The organism is Rhodococcus sp. T9N, assembly GCF_024436645.1.
In the GTDB taxonomy this organism is placed as follows: Bacteria; Actinomycetota; Actinomycetes; order Mycobacteriales; family Mycobacteriaceae; genus Rhodococcus_F; species Rhodococcus_F qingshengii.
This window is the reverse complement of sequence record NZ_JAMSKS010000009.1, coordinates 92,335-110,464: the sequence shown is the minus strand read 5'-3', so window position 1 is coordinate 110,464 and position 18,130 is coordinate 92,335. Positions and strand designations below refer to the sequence as shown.

Annotated in this window: 20 protein-coding genes; 14 read left to right on the top strand and 6 right to left on the bottom strand. The window is 62.1% G+C overall.

Annotation, left to right across the window (positions count from 1 at the left end):
* Nucleotides 1–2 precede the first annotated feature (2 nt).
* Nucleotides 3–1,202 carry a serine/threonine-protein kinase gene (locus M1L53_RS16675; protein ID WP_054188132.1) on the bottom strand — a complete coding sequence of 400 codons (1,200 nt, stop codon included), beginning with the start codon at nt 1,200–1,202 and terminating at the stop codon, nt 3–5.
* A gap of 227 nt (nt 1,203–1,429) precedes the next feature.
* Between M1L53_RS16675 and M1L53_RS16670 the strand changes: the two genes are divergently transcribed.
* The 7 genes from M1L53_RS16670 (at nt 1,430) to M1L53_RS16640 (ending at nt 8,744) form a co-directional block, all read left to right on the top strand.
* Nucleotides 1,430–2,305: a hypothetical protein gene (locus M1L53_RS16670; protein WP_054188133.1), complete on the top strand. Its 876-nt coding sequence runs from the start codon at nt 1,430–1,432 to the stop codon at nt 2,303–2,305.
* Nucleotides 2,302–3,855: a DNA polymerase Y family protein gene (locus tag M1L53_RS16665; RefSeq protein WP_003940966.1), complete on the top strand. Its 1,554-nt coding sequence runs from the start codon at nt 2,302–2,304 to the stop codon at nt 3,853–3,855. The genes M1L53_RS16670 and M1L53_RS16665 overlap by 4 nt, the downstream gene beginning before the upstream one ends.
* 165 nt (nt 3,856–4,020) lie before the next feature.
* A complete protein-coding gene (locus M1L53_RS16660) occupies nt 4,021–4,866 on the top strand; it encodes an alpha/beta hydrolase (protein WP_054188134.1) in 846 nt (281 codons plus the stop codon).
* On the top strand, nt 4,853–5,608 hold the full coding sequence (locus M1L53_RS16655; RefSeq protein ID WP_042923436.1) for an alpha/beta fold hydrolase: 756 nt from the start codon (nt 4,853–4,855) through the stop codon (nt 5,606–5,608). Before M1L53_RS16660 ends, M1L53_RS16655 begins: the two co-directional genes overlap by 14 nt.
* A 67-nt stretch (nt 5,609–5,675) precedes the next feature.
* On the top strand, nt 5,676–6,017 hold the full coding sequence (locus M1L53_RS16650) for a DUF6292 family protein (RefSeq protein WP_042923438.1): 342 nt from the start codon (nt 5,676–5,678) through the stop codon (nt 6,015–6,017).
* A gap of 45 nt (nt 6,018–6,062) precedes the next feature.
* The gene (locus tag M1L53_RS16645) at nt 6,063–7,700 is read left to right on the top strand and encodes a sulfatase-like hydrolase/transferase (protein WP_042923441.1); all 1,638 of its coding nucleotides are present in this window, start codon (nt 6,063–6,065) and stop codon (nt 7,698–7,700) included.
* Nucleotides 7,701–7,787: 87 nt separating this feature from the next.
* Nucleotides 7,788–8,744 carry a R2-like ligand-binding oxidase gene (locus tag M1L53_RS16640; RefSeq protein ID WP_003940790.1) on the top strand — a complete coding sequence of 319 codons (957 nt, stop codon included), beginning with the start codon at nt 7,788–7,790 and terminating at the stop codon, nt 8,742–8,744.
* A 9-nt stretch (nt 8,745–8,753) separates the two neighbouring features.
* Here the strand turns inward: M1L53_RS16640 and M1L53_RS16635 are convergent, their stop codons facing one another.
* Nucleotides 8,754–9,392, bottom strand: coding sequence for an HD domain-containing protein (locus M1L53_RS16635; RefSeq protein ID WP_007727481.1), 639 nt, complete (start codon nt 9,390–9,392; stop codon nt 8,754–8,756).
* A gap of 125 nt (nt 9,393–9,517) precedes the next feature.
* On the opposite strand from M1L53_RS16635, the gene M1L53_RS16630 reads away from it, so the two are divergent.
* Nucleotides 9,518–10,474: a GlxA family transcriptional regulator gene (locus M1L53_RS16630; protein WP_007727480.1), complete on the top strand. Its 957-nt coding sequence runs from the start codon at nt 9,518–9,520 to the stop codon at nt 10,472–10,474.
* Here M1L53_RS16630 and M1L53_RS16625 read toward each other — a convergent pair.
* Nucleotides 10,459–11,304, bottom strand: a complete 846-nt coding sequence (locus tag M1L53_RS16625) for an alpha/beta hydrolase (RefSeq protein ID WP_054188135.1) — start codon at nt 11,302–11,304, stop codon at nt 10,459–10,461. The two genes, M1L53_RS16630 and M1L53_RS16625, sit on opposite strands and share 16 nt — an antisense overlap.
* 292 nt (nt 11,305–11,596) lie before the next feature.
* Between M1L53_RS16625 and M1L53_RS16620 the strand changes: the two genes are divergently transcribed.
* From M1L53_RS16620 to M1L53_RS16605, 4 genes are read left to right on the top strand one after another with little or no spacing between them, the layout of a single operon-like run.
* Nucleotides 11,597–12,157 carry a TetR-like C-terminal domain-containing protein gene (locus M1L53_RS16620; RefSeq protein ID WP_037129117.1) on the top strand — a complete coding sequence of 187 codons (561 nt, stop codon included), beginning with the start codon at nt 11,597–11,599 and terminating at the stop codon, nt 12,155–12,157.
* A gap of 8 nt (nt 12,158–12,165) precedes the next feature.
* Nucleotides 12,166–12,669: a hypothetical protein gene (locus M1L53_RS16615; RefSeq protein ID WP_030535111.1), complete on the top strand. Its 504-nt coding sequence runs from the start codon at nt 12,166–12,168 to the stop codon at nt 12,667–12,669.
* Between the two features lie 9 nt (nt 12,670–12,678).
* On the top strand, nt 12,679–13,251 hold the full coding sequence (locus M1L53_RS16610; RefSeq protein WP_054188136.1) for a YdeI family protein: 573 nt from the start codon (nt 12,679–12,681) through the stop codon (nt 13,249–13,251).
* Nucleotides 13,252–13,309: 58 nt separating this feature from the next.
* Nucleotides 13,310–14,200 carry a sucrase ferredoxin gene (locus tag M1L53_RS16605; RefSeq protein WP_054188137.1) on the top strand — a complete coding sequence of 297 codons (891 nt, stop codon included), beginning with the start codon at nt 13,310–13,312 and terminating at the stop codon, nt 14,198–14,200.
* 54 nt (nt 14,201–14,254) lie between these two features.
* Here M1L53_RS16605 and M1L53_RS16600 read toward each other — a convergent pair whose 3' ends face one another.
* Nucleotides 14,255–15,238 carry a hypothetical protein gene (locus M1L53_RS16600; protein WP_003940911.1) on the bottom strand — a complete coding sequence of 328 codons (984 nt, stop codon included), beginning with the start codon at nt 15,236–15,238 and terminating at the stop codon, nt 14,255–14,257.
* Nucleotides 15,239–15,314: 76 nt separating this feature from the next.
* Here M1L53_RS16600 and M1L53_RS16595 point away from each other — a divergent pair, with 76 nt between their 5' ends.
* A complete protein-coding gene (locus tag M1L53_RS16595; RefSeq protein ID WP_232319068.1) occupies nt 15,315–15,770 on the top strand; it encodes a GNAT family N-acetyltransferase in 456 nt (151 codons plus the stop codon).
* 140 nt (nt 15,771–15,910) lie between these two features.
* Here M1L53_RS16595 and M1L53_RS16590 read toward each other — a convergent pair whose 3' ends face one another.
* Nucleotides 15,911–16,525 carry an NAD(P)H-dependent oxidoreductase gene (locus M1L53_RS16590; RefSeq protein ID WP_042923456.1) on the bottom strand — a complete coding sequence of 205 codons (615 nt, stop codon included), beginning with the start codon at nt 16,523–16,525 and terminating at the stop codon, nt 15,911–15,913.
* Nucleotides 16,526–16,601: 76 nt separating this feature from the next.
* Between M1L53_RS16590 and M1L53_RS16585 the strand changes: the two genes are divergently transcribed.
* Nucleotides 16,602–17,177, top strand: coding sequence for a TetR/AcrR family transcriptional regulator (locus M1L53_RS16585; RefSeq protein ID WP_042449699.1), 576 nt, complete (start codon nt 16,602–16,604; stop codon nt 17,175–17,177).
* Nucleotides 17,178–17,179: 2 nt separating this feature from the next.
* Here the strand turns inward: M1L53_RS16585 and M1L53_RS16580 are convergent, their stop codons facing one another.
* Nucleotides 17,180–18,103, bottom strand: coding sequence for a LysR family transcriptional regulator (locus M1L53_RS16580; protein WP_054188138.1), 924 nt, complete (start codon nt 18,101–18,103; stop codon nt 17,180–17,182).
* Between the last annotated feature and the right edge of the window lie 27 nt (nt 18,104–18,130).

The following is an 18,130-nucleotide window of genomic DNA, read 5'->3' as shown; positions in this document are numbered from 1 at the left end:
GGTCAGGCCGTGAATACCAGGATGACGACGATCAGTGCGGCCAAGATGATGACGGCAACCATGCCTGTCATGGCGAGGGGAGCCCAAGCCACTACCTTGTCGCGGGTGCTGGCATCGGCGGGGCCGGTCGGTATCCGCGGCGGCCAGGAGAACATGTCCATGGGGCTGGGAACGTTCCGCAGTGGCGTGTTCTGTTGCACTGCAGGCAGTCCGGTGATCGTGGAGCCGGTCAGGCGATTGCGGCGGTGTGGGTCGGCGAGTTGTGTGGTGCGGTGAGCCCACGCCGGCACGGCGCCTTCGGACGAGTAGACGGGAGCGTCGATCAACTGCTCGATCGTGCCACCGCCCGTCGCGGCTGCAGCGAGCGCGTCGCGTGCCTGAGCCATCGTCGGCCGACGGGTGGGGTCCGGCTCGAGGAGCTGAAGGAGAACGTCGGTGAGCGGTCCGGACTTGGTGGGTCGGTAGATCTCGGCCTTGGCGACACGATGCAGTAGAGCGATGGCGTCCGAGTCGATGCCGAAGGGCGGTTGACCCTCGATCACCGTGTAGAGCGTCGACCCGAGTGAGAAGACGTCACTGGCCTCGGTGGGATCGTCGCCGCGGGCAACTTCGGGTGCAAAGTACGCGGGAGTGCCGGTGATGACCTCGTCCTGGGTGTCGGATACGTCGCTCTTTGCGCGGGCGATGCCGAAGTCACTGATCTTGACGGTGCCGAGAGACTTGCCTCGGTCGGCGATCAGGATGTTGCCGGGCTTGATGTCGCGGTGGACGATGCCGGCGGCGTGCGCCTCGGTGAGCGCCGCAGCGATCTGCGCGCCGATCTGCGCGACCTCCAGCGGTGGCAACGTGTCGGCCAAGTTCATCGCCTGGGCGAGGCTGCGGGCGGGGAAGTACTCCATGACCAACCACGGTTCACCGGACTCGATCGCGACGTCGTACATGGCGATGGAGTGGGGGTGGGTGAGCTTTGCGGCGTTCCTGCCTTCGCGCAATGTACGTTCACGGACCTCTTCGGCCGTTTCGGTGTCGAGGCCTTCCGTGCTTGTGACCTGTTTCACCGCGACGTCACGGCTGAGGAGGGTGTCGAGGGCCAGCCAGACGGCGCCCATGCCTCCGTCGCCGATCTTGGAGCGGAGTCGGTACCGCCCCGCCAGCAGGTATTCGGGCCCGATGCCCCTCCCGGTCTGCTCCTGAGCTGTCACATCTCAAGGTTAATGGATTGATGCCACTGTGACGCTCGAGGCTCCTGTGAACTGGGTTTTTTGCTCTGCTTGACGTGTCGGGGGTGACACGGTTTACTGAAAACAGTTCGAAAATATGTTCGAAATTGCTGTTCGTTGGATGCATGTCAGACCCGACTTCCCCGCGGTTTGCCGGCTGGTTATGGATTGCTGCCGAGTGAGTTTTTCCGGTGTTCCGGAGGATGGGGATGACCGAGGTGACCGAGTTGGTGGAGCTGTCGGCAGATGCGGCGGGGTTGTCCCGTCAGGATCGGCTGGCACAGCTCCGCCGACAGATCGCGTCCATTCCCTCTCGCGGCGATACGTCGTTTTCGGGACCGAGTGTTTCCGTGGCTGGTGTTTCCGGGACAAGTGCAGCAGCCTTCGAGAGTGTTGCCGACCGGGAAATACCGGTCGTGGACCGCGCGCACAAGGCTGGTGTTCTCCCAGTGCCGGAAGGTATCGGGGCATTGCTACCGCAGGGCGGTTTGGTGCGCGGAACCGTGGTGTCCGTCGAGGGCGCTGCTTCCTTGCTCTTGGGATTGGTCGCGTCCGTGACGGCGTCCGGGGGGCATGTGGCAGTCATCGGGCAACCTCGACTGGGATTGCTGGCGGCGTACGAGATGGGTGCGCAACTGGAACGTCTGGCGCTCATTCCGGCGCCTGGGCCGGATCCGGTCGAGATCGCTGCTGTGCTGCTCGACGGTATGGATCTGGTGATTCTGGGATTGGCGGGTGCGTCGGTATCCCCGTCGCGTGCGCGAGCGGTGGTGGCGCGCGCCCGGAGCAAGGGCTCGACTCTTGTTGTCACCGAAGGTCACTGGGACGGGGCCGAAGTTCGGTTGGACGCTCGGGTTCATGGTTACGGTGGGTTCGGTCAGGGCCGTGAGTTGGGGCGTGGTCGGCTCAGTTCCCTGAGCCTCGCGGTTCGTGCTCGGGGGCGCTCGTTCCAGCCCCGGACCACGCGTCTGGACATCTGTAGTGCAGCCGGGCGGGTCGAGTGGGTACCTTCCCGGCCGGTCGAGGCCGTGTCGGAGCAGGTGGTGTCGTCGCGGGTGGTGTCGTCGCGGGTGGTGTCACTGTGAGCAGAGTTCTGGCGTTGTGGTGCCCGGACTGGCCGGCGGTGGCAGCGGCAGCGCTTGCCGATCTTCCTGCCACGCATCCTGTCGCGGTCACCTCGGGTAATCGGGTGATCGCATGTTCGGCGACGGCCCGCGCGGAGGGAGTGCGACGAGGCCTGCGCCGACGCGAGTCGCAGGCCCGCTGCCCGGAACTGTATGTGGCGATGGCAGATCCGGAACGCGACGCCAGATTGTTCGAGCCGGTGGCCGCGGCCATCGATGCGGTGGCACCGGGCGTCGAGGTACTTCGTCCTGGTTTGTTGGTGCTCAGTGCGCGAGGTGTCAGTCGGTACTTCGGTTCGGAGGAAGCCGCGGCGGAACGATTGGTGGATCAGGCATCTGCTGCGGGCGTCGAGAGTCAGGTGGGTGTGGCGGATCAACTGTCCACAGCGGTCATTGCCGCGCGCCGGGCAGCGCTGGTGCCGCCGGGGGAGGGGGCACGGTTTCTGGCGCCGCTACCCATGCCGGAGTTGGCGGCCGAGCCCAGTCTGTCTGCGCCGCATCGCGGGGAGTTGGTGGATCTGCTGCGCAGGCTCGGGATCAGAACCATCGGTGCTTTCGCGGATTTACCGGCAGTGGACGTCGCTTCGCGTTTCGGGGCCGATGCGGTGCTCGCGCATCGTGCGGCGCGCGGTGAACCCGAGCGGCCACCGTCGGCGCGGACGCTTCCGCCGGATCTGGAAGTGGAGCAGCATTACGATCCGTCGATCGAGCGGGTGGATGCCGCAGCGTTTGCCGGGCGCGCCTTGGCGAGTCTCCTGCACGACAAATTGTCGGCTGCCGCAGTGGCGTGTACCCGCCTGTCGATTTCGGCCAGCACGGGCAACGGTGAAAATCTTTCTCGGACTTGGCGTTGCGCCGAACCTCTGACACCGGAGGGAACGGCCGATCGAGTGCGATGGCAACTGGACGGCTGGCTCACCGGGCGCAGTGAGACCCGGCCGACCGCAGGCATAGCGGTGTTGCGTCTGGAACCGGTGGAGGTGGTCAGTGCCGGCGCTTTGCAGTTGGGGCTGTGGGGCGGTGTCGGCGACGAGGAGGAGCGGGCCAGGCGAGCATTGGTGCGCGTGCAAGGTCTTCTGGGCGGCGAATCGGTTCAGGTCGGTGTCCTGAGCGGTGGTCGAGGGCCCTCGGAGCGAATTACCCTGTTGCCCTTGGGTGACGAGCGGGTAGCTGCTCATGATCCGACAGCCCCGTGGCCTGGTCGTCTGCCGCAGCCGTCTCCGGGGTCGATCTTCGTCGACAATCCCAAGGTATGGCTGGAGGATGTAGCCGGCAACGCCGTGTACGTCACTGAGCGCGGTGTCTTCAGCTCGCAGCCGGGAAGGCTGAAGTGGGGGAGCAAGGAATGGGCAGTGCAGGGATGGGCCGGGCCCTGGCCGGTGGACGAGCGATGGTGGGACGCAGCCTCGGCGCGCACGGCCGCGCGGGCTCAGGTGCTGTTGGAGGAATCGCGGGCGTTGCTGATGATCTGTGAAGGCGGTGGATGGTCGGTGGAGGGCGTGTACGAATGAGCTCGTAGGTACAGCCAGCTGTACCGGACATGGTCGAGTCGACTGTACGAACAGTAGGGGCGCTGGCGCCATCGCACTGACGCCATCGGGCGCCTAGCGTTGATGACATTCAAAAACTCACTGTTGCAATGATTCTCGTCGTTGCAACTCTTCGCGAGGAGTGTCATGAAAACGGCGGGTCGAGCTGACGTTTCCGGAACCGATCGACTTCACTACGAGCCGATGGAGCTACGCGACGCACAACTTCTGGCGTACGACGAGACCGGCGAAGGCCGGATCGTGGAGGTGTTCGGCGATGTCGCCACAGCCGAGCACATCATGATCTTCGTGCCGGGCAACGACAACGGACTGGGAAACTACTTCGACGAGAACCGTCCGACAGGACCACGCGCGAGCGGATGGACACTGGGAAGGATGCTCCGAACGCTCGGGCCGAACGACCGCGTCGCGGTGATCGTGTGGGTCGGTTATCGGACGCCGTGGGGATTTCTCGAGTCGTTCTCCCGGACACTTGCAGAACTTGGTGCGATAGATCTGGCGCGGTTGACTCGTATCTTGCCGCGATCGGCGCATGTGACGCTCGTCGGACACAGCTACGGGGCCGTGGTGTGCGGACTCGCTCTCCCGTCGGCGCGAGTGGACGATTGCGTGGTGCTGGGTAGTCCGGGGATGGGGACCAGTTCGCGCGAAGACCTGTGCTTTGCCGGAAATCTCTGGGCTGCGCTTGGTCCGTCGGACTGGATCCGCTATTTCCCACGCGTCAAGATCGGCCGCATCGGCCACGGCCCGTCTCCAGTTCGGGCGCAGCACGGAGCCATTGTTTTCGGTACCGGAGCCGTTCGAGGGCATTGCGGCTACTTCGCCGATGCAAGCGAGTCGCTGCGAAACATCGCGAGGATCGGACTCGGTCGCTACGACGAGGTCACGCGACCAGGGGAGTTGCAGCCTCGGCTGACCGCGTCAGCAATCCGCGAGGACGGGTCTATCCTGGGAACTCGTGAGTGTCGCTAACGTACGAAGTGCCGGCGGGGTCCAGATCAGCTACCGCGATTCCGGCTCGCATCCCAGTGTGGCCGATCTGCCTCCGGTAGTCCTCGTGCACGGGATGGGCGGCGACAGCGGTACCTGGGACAAGTTCGCGCGGACCTTGCGATCACGCAACCGGCGAGTTGTCTCGGTCGACCTTCGCGGCCACGGCCGGAGCGCTCGTGCGTCGTCGTATCTGTTCGAGGAGTTCGCGGACGACGTCATGGACGTGTGTGATCATCTCGAACTCGAGCAGGTGGACCTGGTCGGCCACTCGCTCGGCGGGCACGCGGCGTCGTTGATCGCGCAGAAACGTCCCACTGCGGTGCGGAAGTTGGTCATCGAGGAAGCGCCGTTACCACTACGTGCGGGTGACCCGGAACAGGTGTTCGCGAGGAAATTGCCGAGTGTCCCAGAACTGTGGCATGCCACAACAAGTTTGGTGCGGCATCCGCGAGCCGCGTTGACGTTCGATCGCTCGATGACGCGGTCCGCGCTCGAGCAGTTCCGCCGACCGGATCCGCAGTGGTGGGATCGGTTGCCGCTCATCGAGGCTGACGTGTTGTTCCTGCGTGGAGGTCTGGGCGGGATGGTGGATCCTGTTCGCCTCGACGCTGTTGCAGCCACCGTCGCACGCTGCGAATTGGTCTCTTTCCGTACCGGCCACAGTGTCCACCGCGACGGTCATCGCCAATTCGAATCCGTTGTGTTGCCGTTCATTTCCTGAAAGCGCAATACTCGATCGGTGATGCCACGAACCCATCCGAAACGTGTGTGGCACCGAATGTACTTCCATGCATACCAACGGCAACGACTGGTCCGCACACGAATACGTCGACGCGGTAGCACGATCCGTTCACGGTGAGACAGTTCGATGGCCGCAGGGTCCGAGCACGGATGCGGTGATCGTTCTCCCCGTTCATGCCCGAAACCATCCGGGGAAGAACGCAGTTCTGCTCTGGAATCACGACTTCGGTTGGTCGTGGGGTGTCGAGGAGGCTGATGTGCGAAGGACGATTTCGATAGTCGACACCCTCGGTATCGGCCGGACACCGGATCCGCTGCGCTGTGCGGATCGGGTTATCGAACTGATCAGCGCACGGGCAGTTTGCTCGCGCATGTGTAGCGAAGAGTGATTCGGTCAACTCTGGGGCGACAACGCCTCCGAGAGGACGACGCCCGTGAACCCAGAGAACGTTCCAGCCCCGCATTGTCATTCATTGCCGCGCCGGACGTTCCTCGGTGGCGTCGGTGCCCTTGTCCTCGCGGGAGTGGCAGACGTCGCGGCCGGCGCGGTGAGCGCGGTGCCGGTACAAGCAGCACCCGCCGATCGGTTTCCGCAGAAACCCAACATCGTTGTCATCATCACCGATCAGGAACGCCGGCCGATGTACTGGCCACAAGGCTGGGCTGAACAGAATCTGCCCAACCGCAAGAGGATTGCCGATCACGGGCTGAGTTTCGACCAGGCAGTGTGCAACACCGCGATGTGCTCGCCCAGTCGCAGTACGTTCTTCACCGGCCTCTACCCCGCGCAGCACGGGGTCACCAGAACGCTCACCGAAGGTGGCACTGTCTCACCCACCGAGCCACAGTTGCAGGTCTCCGAACAGAACATGGCAAAGCTGCTGGCGTCGGCCGGCTACAACGTCCAGTACCGGGGGAAATGGCATCTGAGCAAAGGCGTCGAGGGTGGTGATCCGACAAGCGCGGACGTGGCAGGATTCGGCTTCGAGGGGTGGATTCCGCCGGACGCGGGCCAGGACACCAATCCGGATCACTTCGGTGGCGGGTGCGCAGACCATGATCGCCGTGTCGCCGAGGAAGCTGTCGAGTTTCTCTCCGGACCCGCAGTCGCATCCGGACAGCCTTGGGCGCTGATCGTCTCGTTCGTGAACCCGCACGATGTCCTCGCGTACCCCCAGACGTGGAACGCGATGAACGGCACGTGCGACAACTACGGATCGGACGCGCCAGGCGCCTTCGAGCAGGGTATCGACTTGCCGCCCACCTTCGACGAGATCCTGGCGCTCAATCACAAACCGACAGCCCAGGTTCAGTCGGAACTGCTGTTGGCAGCCGGGCTCGGGCCGCTGCTCGGACCCGATCAGGCGCGTAACTACATCAACTTCTACGCCTATATGCACAGGGTGGTCGACGAACACATCGGCAGCGTGCTCGACGCGATCGAAGCCACTCCACAGATGCTGGACGACACGGTGATCGTTCGGATGTCCGATCACGGGGAGATGGGGATGAGCCACGGAGGTTTGCGGCAGAAAGTGTTCAACGCCTACGAGGAAACACTGCGCGTTCCACTGGTCATCAGCAACCCCTTGCTGTTTCCCGAACCCGTTCGCACCGACGCCCTGGCGTCGTTGATCGACGTGATGCCCACTCTCGCCACGCTCGCCCAAGCGCCTGCGCGTCAATCGTGGAACTTCCTGGGTACCGATCTGACACCGGTCATCGTCGACGCTGCCGCTTATCCGCAAAGTCCCAGCACGCAGGTTCAGGACACGATTCTGTTCACCTACGACGATCAGAACTGTGCGACGCCCGACGGTCAGAACATCGTCACGCAGCCCAACCACATTCGGTGCATACGCGAGAGTCGCTGGAAGTACACGATGTACTTCGATCCTGCGGGAGTTGCTGCGCCGCAATACGAACTGTACGACTTACAAGCCGACCCCTTGGAACTGAACAATCTCGCCAATCCGCTCAACATCGGCTCGTATCGGCCGGATCTGGCAGCTCAGATGAACGCCAAGCTCTTCGCAGTGATGGAGACCAAGGGGGTTTCCCTGAAGGAATAGATCGAATTTCGTCAAAACTGATTCACGTTTCAGTTCTGCGGGCATGCTGGTGGGGCATCTGTCTTCGGTTCGGGAAGAAGGAATGTCATGACTGTCACCTCGCCGGGGCGAGAAGGTTTCAGTTCTCTTCGGTCGGGAGGGTTGAACTGGGATTCGTTCCCACTCCGATTGTTCACCAAGGGAAACGCCAAATTCTGGAACCCAACCGACCTCGATTTTTCGCAGGATGCCCGTGACTGGCAGGAGCTGACCAGCGAACAACAGCGCAGCGCCACCTTCCTGTGTGCGCAGTTCATCGCCGGTGAAGAAGCCGTCACCGAAGACATTCAACCGTTCATGAAAGCAATGTCGACCGAGGGACGATTCGGCGACGAGATGTACTTGACGCAGTTCTGTTTCGAGGAAGCCAAGCACACCCAGGTGTTTCGGCTGTGGATGGACGAAGTGGGATTGACCAGTGACCTGCATTCCTACGTCGCTGACAATCCGTACTACCGGCAACTGTTCTACGAGGAGCTGCCGTCGTCGCTACGCATTCTCGAGACCGACCCCAGCCCGGTCAACCAGGTGCGTGCCAGCGTCACGTACAACCACGTCATCGAGGGCAGTCTGGCGCTGACGGGTTACTACGCCTGGCAGAAAGTTTGTGCGACGCGCGGAATCCTCCCTGGCATGCAGCAATTGGTGCGAAAGATCGGTGACGACGAACGACGGCACATGGCTTGGGGGACGTTCACCTGCCGAAGGCACGTCGCCGCCGACGATCACAACTGGGACGTCGTCCAGCAGCGGATGGGTGAACTCATGCCCATGGCCCTCGGAATGATCAACTGGGTCAACGATCAATTCGAGGTGCAGCCGTTCGGTTTGGACAATCAGGAGTTCCTCGAGTATGCCGCAGACCGTGCGCAGCGCCGACTTTCGGCGATCGAGTCTGCACGCGGGCGCGACGTCGCCGAGATCGACCTCGACTATTCGCCGGAGACCCTCGAGGAAAAGTTCGGGGCAGAAGATGCCGCTGCGATGAGTGAGGCGGCCAAATGACTGCGAATTCTATTGGGGCCAAGCCGAGTTCTGGATGACCTCGACAAAATCGATGTGCCGAAATCCCGGCACGAAATGTTCGAGTACGTCAGCGTTCACCGTCCCGAACGTGCTTTCGGGACGGTGCTTGAAGCCGTCGGTGAAGGCCTTCAAGATCTGATTCTTGAAATCCGGACGGGGGTGGGCCGCGGTGACGGCGTCGATGTCGGCCTGGTCGAGTTCGCTGTATCCGATTCCGAGTACATCGGTCTCCACACCCGCTGTCACCAAGGCGATTTCGGGCTCCAGCCGCGAGGGGACCTCGGGCGTCGTATGTAGAGCGATGCCTTCCCACACTTTGCGGATGTCGGTTTCGTCGACTTCGTAGCCGGTGAGGAATCGCCGCGCTTCGTCCGCGCTGTCCAATTCGAATCGCGCCGTACTGTCCCGGAATTTCTCGGTGAGCCCCAGGTCGTGAAACATGGCGCCGACGTAGAGCAATTCAGGGTCGGCGTGCAGTCCCAAACGCGCGCCTTGCAGCGATCCGAAGAGGAAGACGCGTCGCGAGTGGTGAAACAGTAACTCGGACGCCGTATCTCGGACGAGTTCGGTGGCGTCGGCAGCCATCTTCGAATCGGGGATTTTCACACCGGCAATGATCGTGTTCATCGGTACCTGCTCTGCTCGTCGCTGCTGCGAATTTCTCGGTCTGTCCCAGTGTCGGTCGAGCACGCACGCGGGCGCACCCTGATCTCGGCCATACTGTCCACAGATCAGGACGAAGGGGAGCGATCGTGACCGCAGTGCATCGAGTTGCCGTCCTGGTGTTCGACGGCGTCAAACTGCTCGACGTCGCAGGTCCGAGCGAGGTGTTCGCAGAGGCCAATCGCGGCGGAGCGAACTACGAGTTGGTGATCTGCTCGGTGGGTGGACACGATGTCGACTCGTCGACCGGCATGCGCATTCCGGTCGACTGTGACGTCGCAGATTCCGGTTCCTTCGACACGTTGCTGGTCATGGGTGGCGACGTGTTCCCGTCGATGCCGGTGAGTCCGGAATTGCGTGAGGCAGCGAGCGATCTTGCGAGACGTTCGGGTCGGGTTGCCTCGATCTGTACCGGGACATTCATCCTGGCGGCGAGTGGACTGCTCGATGGACGCCGCGCAACGACGCATTGGCAACACACGGCAACGCTGGCGCGCGCCTATCCGCAGATCACGGTAGTTCCCGACGCCATTTTCATCCAGGACGGCACGGTGTTCTCGTCTGCGGGTGTGACCGCCGGGATCGACCTCGCGCTCGCATTGCTCGAGCGAGATCATGGTGCAGAAATGGCCCGACGTGTCGCACAGCTTCTGGTGGTATTTCTCCAACGTCCAGGTGGGCAGTCACAGTTCTCGCCGTCGTTGAGCGGGCCGCGGCCCCGGGTGCCCGCGCTTCGCGCAGTGGTCGAGGCGGTGGCCGCCGATCCGGCGGGGGAGTACTCGGTCGACGAACTGGCTGCCCTGGCGCACCTGAGCCCACGGCATCTGACGAGGCTCTTTCGGGAAGAACTCGGTACGACGCCGGCCAAATACGTCGAGTTGATCCGTTTCGACTCCGCGAAAGCGCTCCTCGATGCCGGCCACTCGGTGACCGAAGCCGCGCAATTGGCGGGATTCGGCAGTTCGGAATCCCTACGACGAGCATTTTCGACGCATCTCGGAATCTCGCCGCAGGTGTACCGCCGTCGTTTTCAAGCTTTCGGCTGAGACTGACTTTCGTGCTTGCCTTGCGGCGGGCTCATGCCCTGCTTGTCGAGCCAGGCAAGGCTGTAGTCCGCGATCTCACGCCAGCCGTGGTCGATGGTCAGCGAGTGACCTCGATCGCCGAAGACCTTGTATTCGTTGATCGTCGGGGCCTTGGCGTACTTCTTGAACGAGCTGTCCGAACTGGCTTTCGGGACTGTGCGATCCTTGCCGCCGCCGATCATCAGGAGTGGCCCGCGGCGGGCGTTGAAATCTACTGCAGCGGGGCTGTGGGGCGCGAAGTTGGCGAGTGCTGCCTCGAACAACGGCCGACCAGGGGCGGGAATCGCATACTGCTCGAACAATGCGTCGGACTCGTCCTTGGACACGGCACTGGCGAAGGACTTGTGGAACGACTCTCTGTTGTGTGAGTACGCCTTCCGGTAGTTCCCGGGGTTGGACAGGACCGGGAAAACACTGCCCAGTTGAACGAGGGGAAGTTTCAACACCCCTTTGGGCTGAGCCGGGTCGATGGCAATTGCCGCGGTCGCCAGCTTCTGGCCCAGAAGTTTCTGCGCGATCAAACCTCCGAACGAATGCCCCACCACGATCGGTGGTTCGTCGAGATCGGCTATCACCTTGGCGTAGTGATCCGTCACGTCCTCGATGCCGTGTCCCGCGATGTCTTCCGGGTGTTCACGCGTCTCACCCACGGTCGACGCGTCCCCTGGCCACCCCGGCGCCATCGTGGGGTATCCCTGCGCGCTGAAAACCTGCGCCCAGGGGTCCCAGGTGGTCGGGTGCATCCAAAGTCCGTGGATGAACAGAACAGTCGGGTTGGACTTGGGCGACATGCGCGCTCCCCGCTATCGGACCGATGATCGATACGGAATGCCCGCTTTTTACAACCTCATTCACCGGCGATCAGATCCAAGGCAGACGTCATTGTCGGTCGTCCGTGATCAGGCGGTAAATGACGTACATGGCAAACCATGCCATCGCGACCGACGCGAGAACAAAAAGCACTTCGAAGAACACAACCATGTCAATTGCCACCTCACTGGTGAAGAAAACTGCTCGAGTATCGAACATATCGCAAGTAGTAGTTGCGATATGTCTGGGTGTCGCGATTGGCACAATGAGGCTATGAAGCAAAGGGGTCGAGCGGTCCGAACGGCCGTGATCGAAGCGACTGTGCGGAAGGTCGCTGAACTGGGACCGCAGTCGGTGACGATCGCCGCGATAGCGGTCGAAGCCGACGTTCATCCAACGTCGATCTACCGTCGATGGGCGACGGTCGACTTGCTGGTCGTCGATGCACTCCGAGAGTTCACCGATGCAGGTTTGTCGATACCCGACACCGGAACACTCGTCGGTGATCTTCGAACTTTTGCTCGACGTCTGCAAGATTGGCTCGCGACAGACACCGGATTGGCACTGGCCCGCACGGGTGTGATGCCTACTGATGACGCGGAAGTCCTGGCTGCGCGCGCACAGTTCTGGCGGACCCGATTCGATGCGGCAGCAGTCATGATCAACCGCGGAATCGAGCGCGGCGAGGTCCCGGACAGTACTGATCCAGACACTGTTCTCGCGGCAATAGCTTCGCCGATCCGTCTGGCCGCGATTTCCCAGAGCACAGAGCCTCGTATCGATATCGACAAACTGGTTGCACTTGTCGTCGGCGTCGATTCAAGAGTGAAATGATCGACGACATGGCACCAACTGGACCTGCGAAGGCGATGGCACTGTGGACCACCGCTTTTGTTGTCTCACAAGCGAATATTGCTCGCCTACTCGGGCCGGTGGCTCCCAAAGTATTGGAAGTGCAGACGGCGTTCTCCGCTCGCCGGTACGTCGAGATCTTGGACTCCATGGACGACGAGGCCACGGCACGATTTCGTAGTCACTACTACCCCGACTTCGTACATCCCGCGATCTACGCGATGGCTTTGCGGTCAGCGGGCACGAGGCTCGGGGAGCGGGTTCCCCTTTCCCCGGCAACTCGGCGCGCCCTTGCCGTAGTGCCGGTACTGTCGGCGGCCGGCGACTACGTCGAGAACGTGGTCGGACTCCATTTCCTCGATCATCGCGACAGGATCACCGACTCGAGGGTTCGCGCCGCTTCGACCGTCAGTATTGCCAAATGGGTGCTCGCACTCGGAACTCTCGGATATTTGTCGCAGGGTTTTGTCAGAGTATGGGTATCGCGAAAATGAGGAGCACTGATGGCAGTCGAACTCGGCACCGAATACTTCGCTGACGGAGAAGAGTTCCGTCGATGGCTGTCCGAGAACCACGAGGTGGTCCCCGGCCTTTGGCTGAAAATGGCCAAGAAGACCTCGTCGCACAGTTCGATCGACTACGACCAAGCGTTGGACGTTGCCCTGTGCTTCGGCTGGATCGACAGCCTCGCACGGCGAATCGACGACGATTTCTTCGTACAGAAGTTTTCGCGACGCACCGCGCGGAGTCCGTGGTCCAAACGCAACGTCGAGATAGTCGCCCGCCTCGACGCTGCGGGACTTCTCGAGCCTTCCGGCATCGCCGAGATCGAGAAGGCCAAGGCCGACGGTCGATGGGATCGCGCGTACGAGGGATCAGCCAAGGCCGAGGTCCCCAAAGACTTTCTCGATGCGCTCGCGGAAAACCCGAAGGCTCGTGAGTTCTACGCGACGCTCAATTCCACCAACCGATTCACCATCGCGTACCGACTGCAGGAGGCAAAGCGTCCGGAGACGCGAGCCAGGCGGATCGAGAAGTTCGTGAACCAGCTTGCGGAGGGCAAGAAGTTCTATTGAGCTGCCGCGTCACTGGGCCACAGGGACTTGCGAATCGACACCCAGCGAGGCTGACACAATGGGCCTCGTGATCGAAGCCGAAACCTGTTCCGCACTGTCTGCTGTCGATGAACCGCTGGCAGGCAGCGCTGCCGTCGTGCGGGGCTGGGTATGCCTCGAATTCAATGCCGCGTGGGGTCGTGACGTGTTGGACGGTACGGCCTTGGGGGAGGACCTTGCCGCCGAGCTGAGCGGCCGAGCCGATGCAGCGAACGTACGAATCATGTTCGTTCGGCGACCCGGGCGTACCGATCCGATGACTGATGGACACACCGTCCTGCTTGCGCGCTCCGATCCGAGCGACTCATGGTGTGAAAGGTTGCACATCGATTCGCCGATGGAATTACTCGACGTCGATTTCTTCTTGTTGGATGGGCCGCCACCAGGACTGGGCGAGCAAGTGACCGAGCCAGTCGTATTGGTCTGCGCGCACGGCAAGCGCGACCAGTGCTGCGCTGTATTCGGCAGGCCGATCGCCGCAGCGCTGATGTCGTCCTTCGGACCCCAGGTGTGGGAGTGTTCGCATACCGGCGGGCACCGATTTGCGCCGTCGATGATCCTGTTGCCGAGCGGCAATACGTACGGCCGTCTGTCGGCAAGTGAGAGTGTCACGGCCGTGGAGGTGGCTTCCCGAGATCAGGTGCATTTGCCAGGCCTGCGTGGACGAAGTTGTTGGTCTCCTGCGGGGCAGGCTTCGGAAATTGCTGTGCGACAGCAAATAACCTGCGGAATCGACGACTTGGCTGTCATCGAGCAGGCGAGTGACGGGACATGCGTCGTCGCACATGTGGACGGCCGGCGATGGGCCGTGGAGACTGCAGTCTCCGAACTCGCGCCGCGTCCACCGAGTTGCGGCGCGGCGCCCAAGCCGGTCAGGCCGGTTGTCGTCGCGTCGATTCGAGACCTGTGATTTCATCGTCGGTTTTCTACGATCAGTCTCGATGAACTCGGGTGTGGGTCATCGCTACTGCAACAGGAGCGCAATGACTGCGGGCGGTAATTGACGTTGTCCGAGGAGGTTTACGCGTTGGCATCCGTCGAGTTCGACTGCCATCCGCGTGCCGCCCGATCCGTCGGGACGAAGTACGTCGATCGAAGCGATGTGATGGGCGACGAGATCGCATGGGCCTGCAGGTGGCGCGGTGGATGCAACCTCCATCAGATCAGTACTCTGCTGGCGTGACAAGCGGATTCGGGACTCGGGCAGCGGCGGTTCGGTGGAATAGCGGCACACCAGTAGTCTGCCGACGTCGGAAATCGGTGTAGCCAAAGCTGTTTCCGTCAGTGGGCGCGCGTGAGTGTCTTCGTGTTCTGCCATGCGACTCATGTCAGCTTCAGTGGTCGTCGCGAACGGTTGTCCGATCGACTCCGCGCAGGTTCCGGCGTCATCGGAGGAGATGCCGTCGACCGGATGCTGCGCGCGGCTGATCTCATGTAGTTGGCTCAGGGCTGCGTGTGGTTTCTCTTGCAGTCCGCAGGGCGCGGTCGGCCAGGTAGGGCGTATGGCTGCTCCTGCTTCGTCTACCAGCCACAAACCGGCTGGCGGGACGAGACGGTACGCGCAGTCGGCCCGGACGTTGGCAGGAAATCGACGAGACTGTTCGCGGAATGCATCGTCCACCGCGTGGATGTCCCCCTCAAGGCGTATGGAGTCGATGGTCAACCCACCGTCGGACGTTTCTCCGCGTTCGCATCGAACAACGGCAACGGGGCTGAAATCAGGAGGCGGGTAACCACTTCCCTCGGGGCGAAGTGCGATGCTGCTGTCGCGTGCCTCGGGGGCTACGAGCGCGGCGGTGATATCAGGGGCGAGGCAGTCTGCCCGATCGACCGCCGTCGCGACCGGTGGAGTGAAAGATTCATAGTCTCGAACGCCGGTCCAAACCAACGCAACGGCGACGACACTGACGACGACGATAAAGACCCCAGCTGTGAATCGTCCACTCATACATCGACACTATGTGCTTTTGCGATGGATTGAGCCGAAGTCTCGACCATTGCGGGTGCGACGTAGCATCGCTGCTATGACAGTCGATTTGGTTGCGCCTGACGAGGCCTTGTGGGTGTCCTGGTTGGAGTCGCGTGACGAGTGGGGTGGACCGCAGGCGGATCAGCCCGGTTCGGCGTTGGGAGTTGCGCAACGTCTGGATCTCGACCTTGCCTCCCGCGATGGGTTCGGGCACTGGGTGCAGGAGTTGTTGGCGCAGCCCGAGGCGTTGCCGGGGCCCGACATTGTCCCGGCAACCAACTGGTGGATCGTGCGAGACGGCAGGTATCTCGGTGCTATCCAGTTGCGACACAGCTTGAATGAGTTCTTGGCTGATCTTGGTGGTCATATCGGCTACGGGATTCGGCCGTCGGAACGGCGGAAAGGGATAGCGTCGGCTGCTCTGCGGGAAGTGCTCACGTATGCCGGCGACCCGGTGGGGGCTCAGTCGCGTCCTGATTACCTGCGACGAAACGAACGCGGGTTCGCGTAATGTTATCGAAGGGTGTGGGGGACTTCTCGATAGCGTGCGCCCAGCTGATCAGTTGTCGCGCAACCTCGGCCATTCGGGAGACACGCTTCGCTACTGGGCGGCCACGGGCCGGTCAAGCGCCAGTTGACCGTTTTTGACCGTCAACGGGAAGTCGCGGTCGCAGGGTAGGCGACACGGGACGCGATGCTTTCGCTGAGGTCGTGGATTTCTGCGGCGAGGACGTCTCGGCTCTTCGTGTCCGACTCGTGAACGAAGGTTGTCGATCCCAGTGTGGCACCGCAATATTCGATGATTCCGCGTTCGATCTGTGTCCGGAAGGCCTCGTACACGCCGTGTCGGTCGAAACTCTCGGCGTCGTCACCTGCGACTGGAATCAGGTGGACGGTGAGTCGGTCCAGTTTCTTCACGAATTCGCTTCCCGGGGTGAATTCGTACGCCCATCCGCTGACGAAGACTCGATCGATCCAACCTTTGAGTAGTGCGGGCATCGACCACCAGTACATCGGAAACACGAGAATCAGATCGTCTGCACGATCGATTCGGTCCTGCTCGGCTACAACGTCGGCCGGGGGAGTCCCTTTGCCGCGGAACAGGTTCACATCGGCTTCGGCGAATCGGGGATCGAAACTCTCGGCATGTAGGTCCGCGAAGTCGACGTCGCCGCCCAGGTCGCGGATCGCGTCGGCGGTAGAACGGGCGACATGCTGGGTAAGTGACTGGGGATCGGGGTGGGAGACTACGACGAGTGTGGTCATGAGCGTCCTTCGGTAGATGGTGCGCTTATGTACTAAGAGTAGGTTACTATTGGTATATAACGCAAGGAGGTGTCCGATGGCACGTACGAGACTGTCGCGAGCCGGCAGGTACGAACAACTCGTGGAGGTGTCGTGGGCATTGGTGCGAGAGGAGGGTGCGGACGCGCTGACCCTTGGTCGGTTGGCTGAACGTGCCGGCGTTGCAAAGCCAGTTGTATACAGCCATTTCGCCTCTCGCGCCGCGTTGTTGGCAGCGCTCTTCAAGGAATTCGACGATCGTCAGACGGTGATGCTCGAGGAGTATCTCGATGCCGCGGATGAGTCTCTGAACGGACGCGCGAATGCCATCGCCGACTCCTACGTCGGATGTTCGCTGGCGCAGGGGCGTGAACTGACGGGTGTGCTTGCAGCGCTTGAGGGTTCGCCCGAGCTGGAGCGGGTCAAGCGTGAATCGGAACACGCCTATTCCGAACGATGTCGGGAGGTGCTGACTCCCTTTGGTGCGGGCGGAGGACTTGCGCAACCTTCGATGACCGCAATATTCGGTGCTGCAGAGGCACTCTCGCATGCGGCGGTAGCGGGAGCGCTCTCGCCCGACGATGCTCGAAGCGAACTTGCCGCACTGATAGTCGCGGTGGTCGGCCGGACCTGAGGTCACCGGTTATCTTGGTGCCCATCCAATTCGACGCGCTCACGCATGGATTCGGATATCGCTGTCAGAGTTCTGACGAACGCGTCGATCGCGGGAGCAAGTGGAGGTTTGCCGTAGGCTGCGACGGAGACAGTGCGTCGCTCGCCGGGAATGCGGTGTGCGCGGATACTCGGGTTCTGATGTGCCTGGAGGGCGAGGGCCGGAAGGGTGCTTACCCCGCTTCCGGAGGCGACCAGGGCTTGGACGGCGACGTAGTCGTCGGTCTCGAACTCGATCCGCGGAATGAATCCAGCTCGATTGCAAGCGGTGAGGAGGTGGGCTCGGCAGCTCGGGCAACCGGCAATCCAGGTCTCACCGGCGTAGTCCGTGATCTCGTTGGCGGCATCTGCATTCCGCGTAGAGGTGATCAGGTACAACGGATCTTCCAGCAAAGTCGTCTGCGCGACATGCTTGAGCCCGACTTCAGGGGTGTCCTCGTGCGCGAAGACAACAGCTACGTCGACATCGTTGTTACGAAGCAGTGCAAGTGCTTTGGGTGGTTCTGCATCAACGAGGCTGATGGACACATCGGGGTACTGGGACGTGAACGCTGCCATCGCCTGCGGAATCAAACTCGCCAGGGCTGACGGGAATGCGGCCAGTCGTACCCGCCCGGCCCTCAGTCCTGCGTACGTCTGGACTTCGGCTACCGCTGCGTCGACGTGGCCGAGGATCTCGGTGGCTCGCCGAACCAGCACTGCGCCGGCGTCCGTCAGGCGCAGTCCACGACCCGCTCTCTGGAACAGTGGAACCCCGACTTCCGATTCGAGCTGTCGAAGGTGGTGACTGATGGAGGGCTGCGCGTAACCGAGAGAATCGGCGGCGGCTGTCACCGACCCTTCCTGTGCAACAGCGACCAGGACCCTCAGCCGAATTAGATCGAGCATGCCAAAATCATAGAAGATTTCGATGCT

Bases quoted from the DNA above. Each gene is read 5' to 3' on its own strand.
- M1L53_RS16670 (WP_054188133.1), top strand. From the start codon at position 1,430: ATGACCGAGGTGACCGAGTTGGTGGAGCTGTCGGCAGATGCGGCGGGG.
- M1L53_RS16660 (WP_054188134.1), top strand. From the start codon at position 4,021: ATGAAAACGGCGGGTCGAGCTGACGTTTCCGGAACCGATCGACTTCAC.
- M1L53_RS16650 (WP_042923438.1), top strand. From the start codon at position 5,676: ATGCATACCAACGGCAACGACTGGTCCGCACACGAATACGTCGACGCG.
- M1L53_RS16640 (WP_003940790.1), top strand. From the start codon at position 7,788: ATGACTGTCACCTCGCCGGGGCGAGAAGGTTTCAGTTCTCTTCGGTCG.
- M1L53_RS16635 (WP_007727481.1), bottom strand. From the start codon at position 9,392: ATGAACACGATCATTGCCGGTGTGAAAATCCCCGATTCGAAGATGGCT.
- M1L53_RS16625 (WP_054188135.1), bottom strand. From the start codon at position 11,304: ATGTCGCCCAAGTCCAACCCGACTGTTCTGTTCATCCACGGACTTTGG.
- M1L53_RS16620 (WP_037129117.1), top strand. From the start codon at position 11,597: ATGAAGCAAAGGGGTCGAGCGGTCCGAACGGCCGTGATCGAAGCGACT.
- M1L53_RS16615 (WP_030535111.1), top strand. From the start codon at position 12,166: ATGGCACCAACTGGACCTGCGAAGGCGATGGCACTGTGGACCACCGCT.
- M1L53_RS16610 (WP_054188136.1), top strand. From the start codon at position 12,679: ATGGCAGTCGAACTCGGCACCGAATACTTCGCTGACGGAGAAGAGTTC.
- M1L53_RS16605 (WP_054188137.1), top strand. From the start codon at position 13,310: ATGGGCCTCGTGATCGAAGCCGAAACCTGTTCCGCACTGTCTGCTGTC.
- M1L53_RS16600 (WP_003940911.1), bottom strand. From the start codon at position 15,238: ATGAGTGGACGATTCACAGCTGGGGTCTTTATCGTCGTCGTCAGTGTC.
- M1L53_RS16595 (WP_232319068.1), top strand. From the start codon at position 15,315: ATGACAGTCGATTTGGTTGCGCCTGACGAGGCCTTGTGGGTGTCCTGG.
- M1L53_RS16590 (WP_042923456.1), bottom strand. From the start codon at position 16,525: ATGACCACACTCGTCGTAGTCTCCCACCCCGATCCCCAGTCACTTACC.
- M1L53_RS16585 (WP_042449699.1), top strand. From the start codon at position 16,602: ATGGCACGTACGAGACTGTCGCGAGCCGGCAGGTACGAACAACTCGTG.
- M1L53_RS16580 (WP_054188138.1), bottom strand. From the start codon at position 18,103: ATGCTCGATCTAATTCGGCTGAGGGTCCTGGTCGCTGTTGCACAGGAA.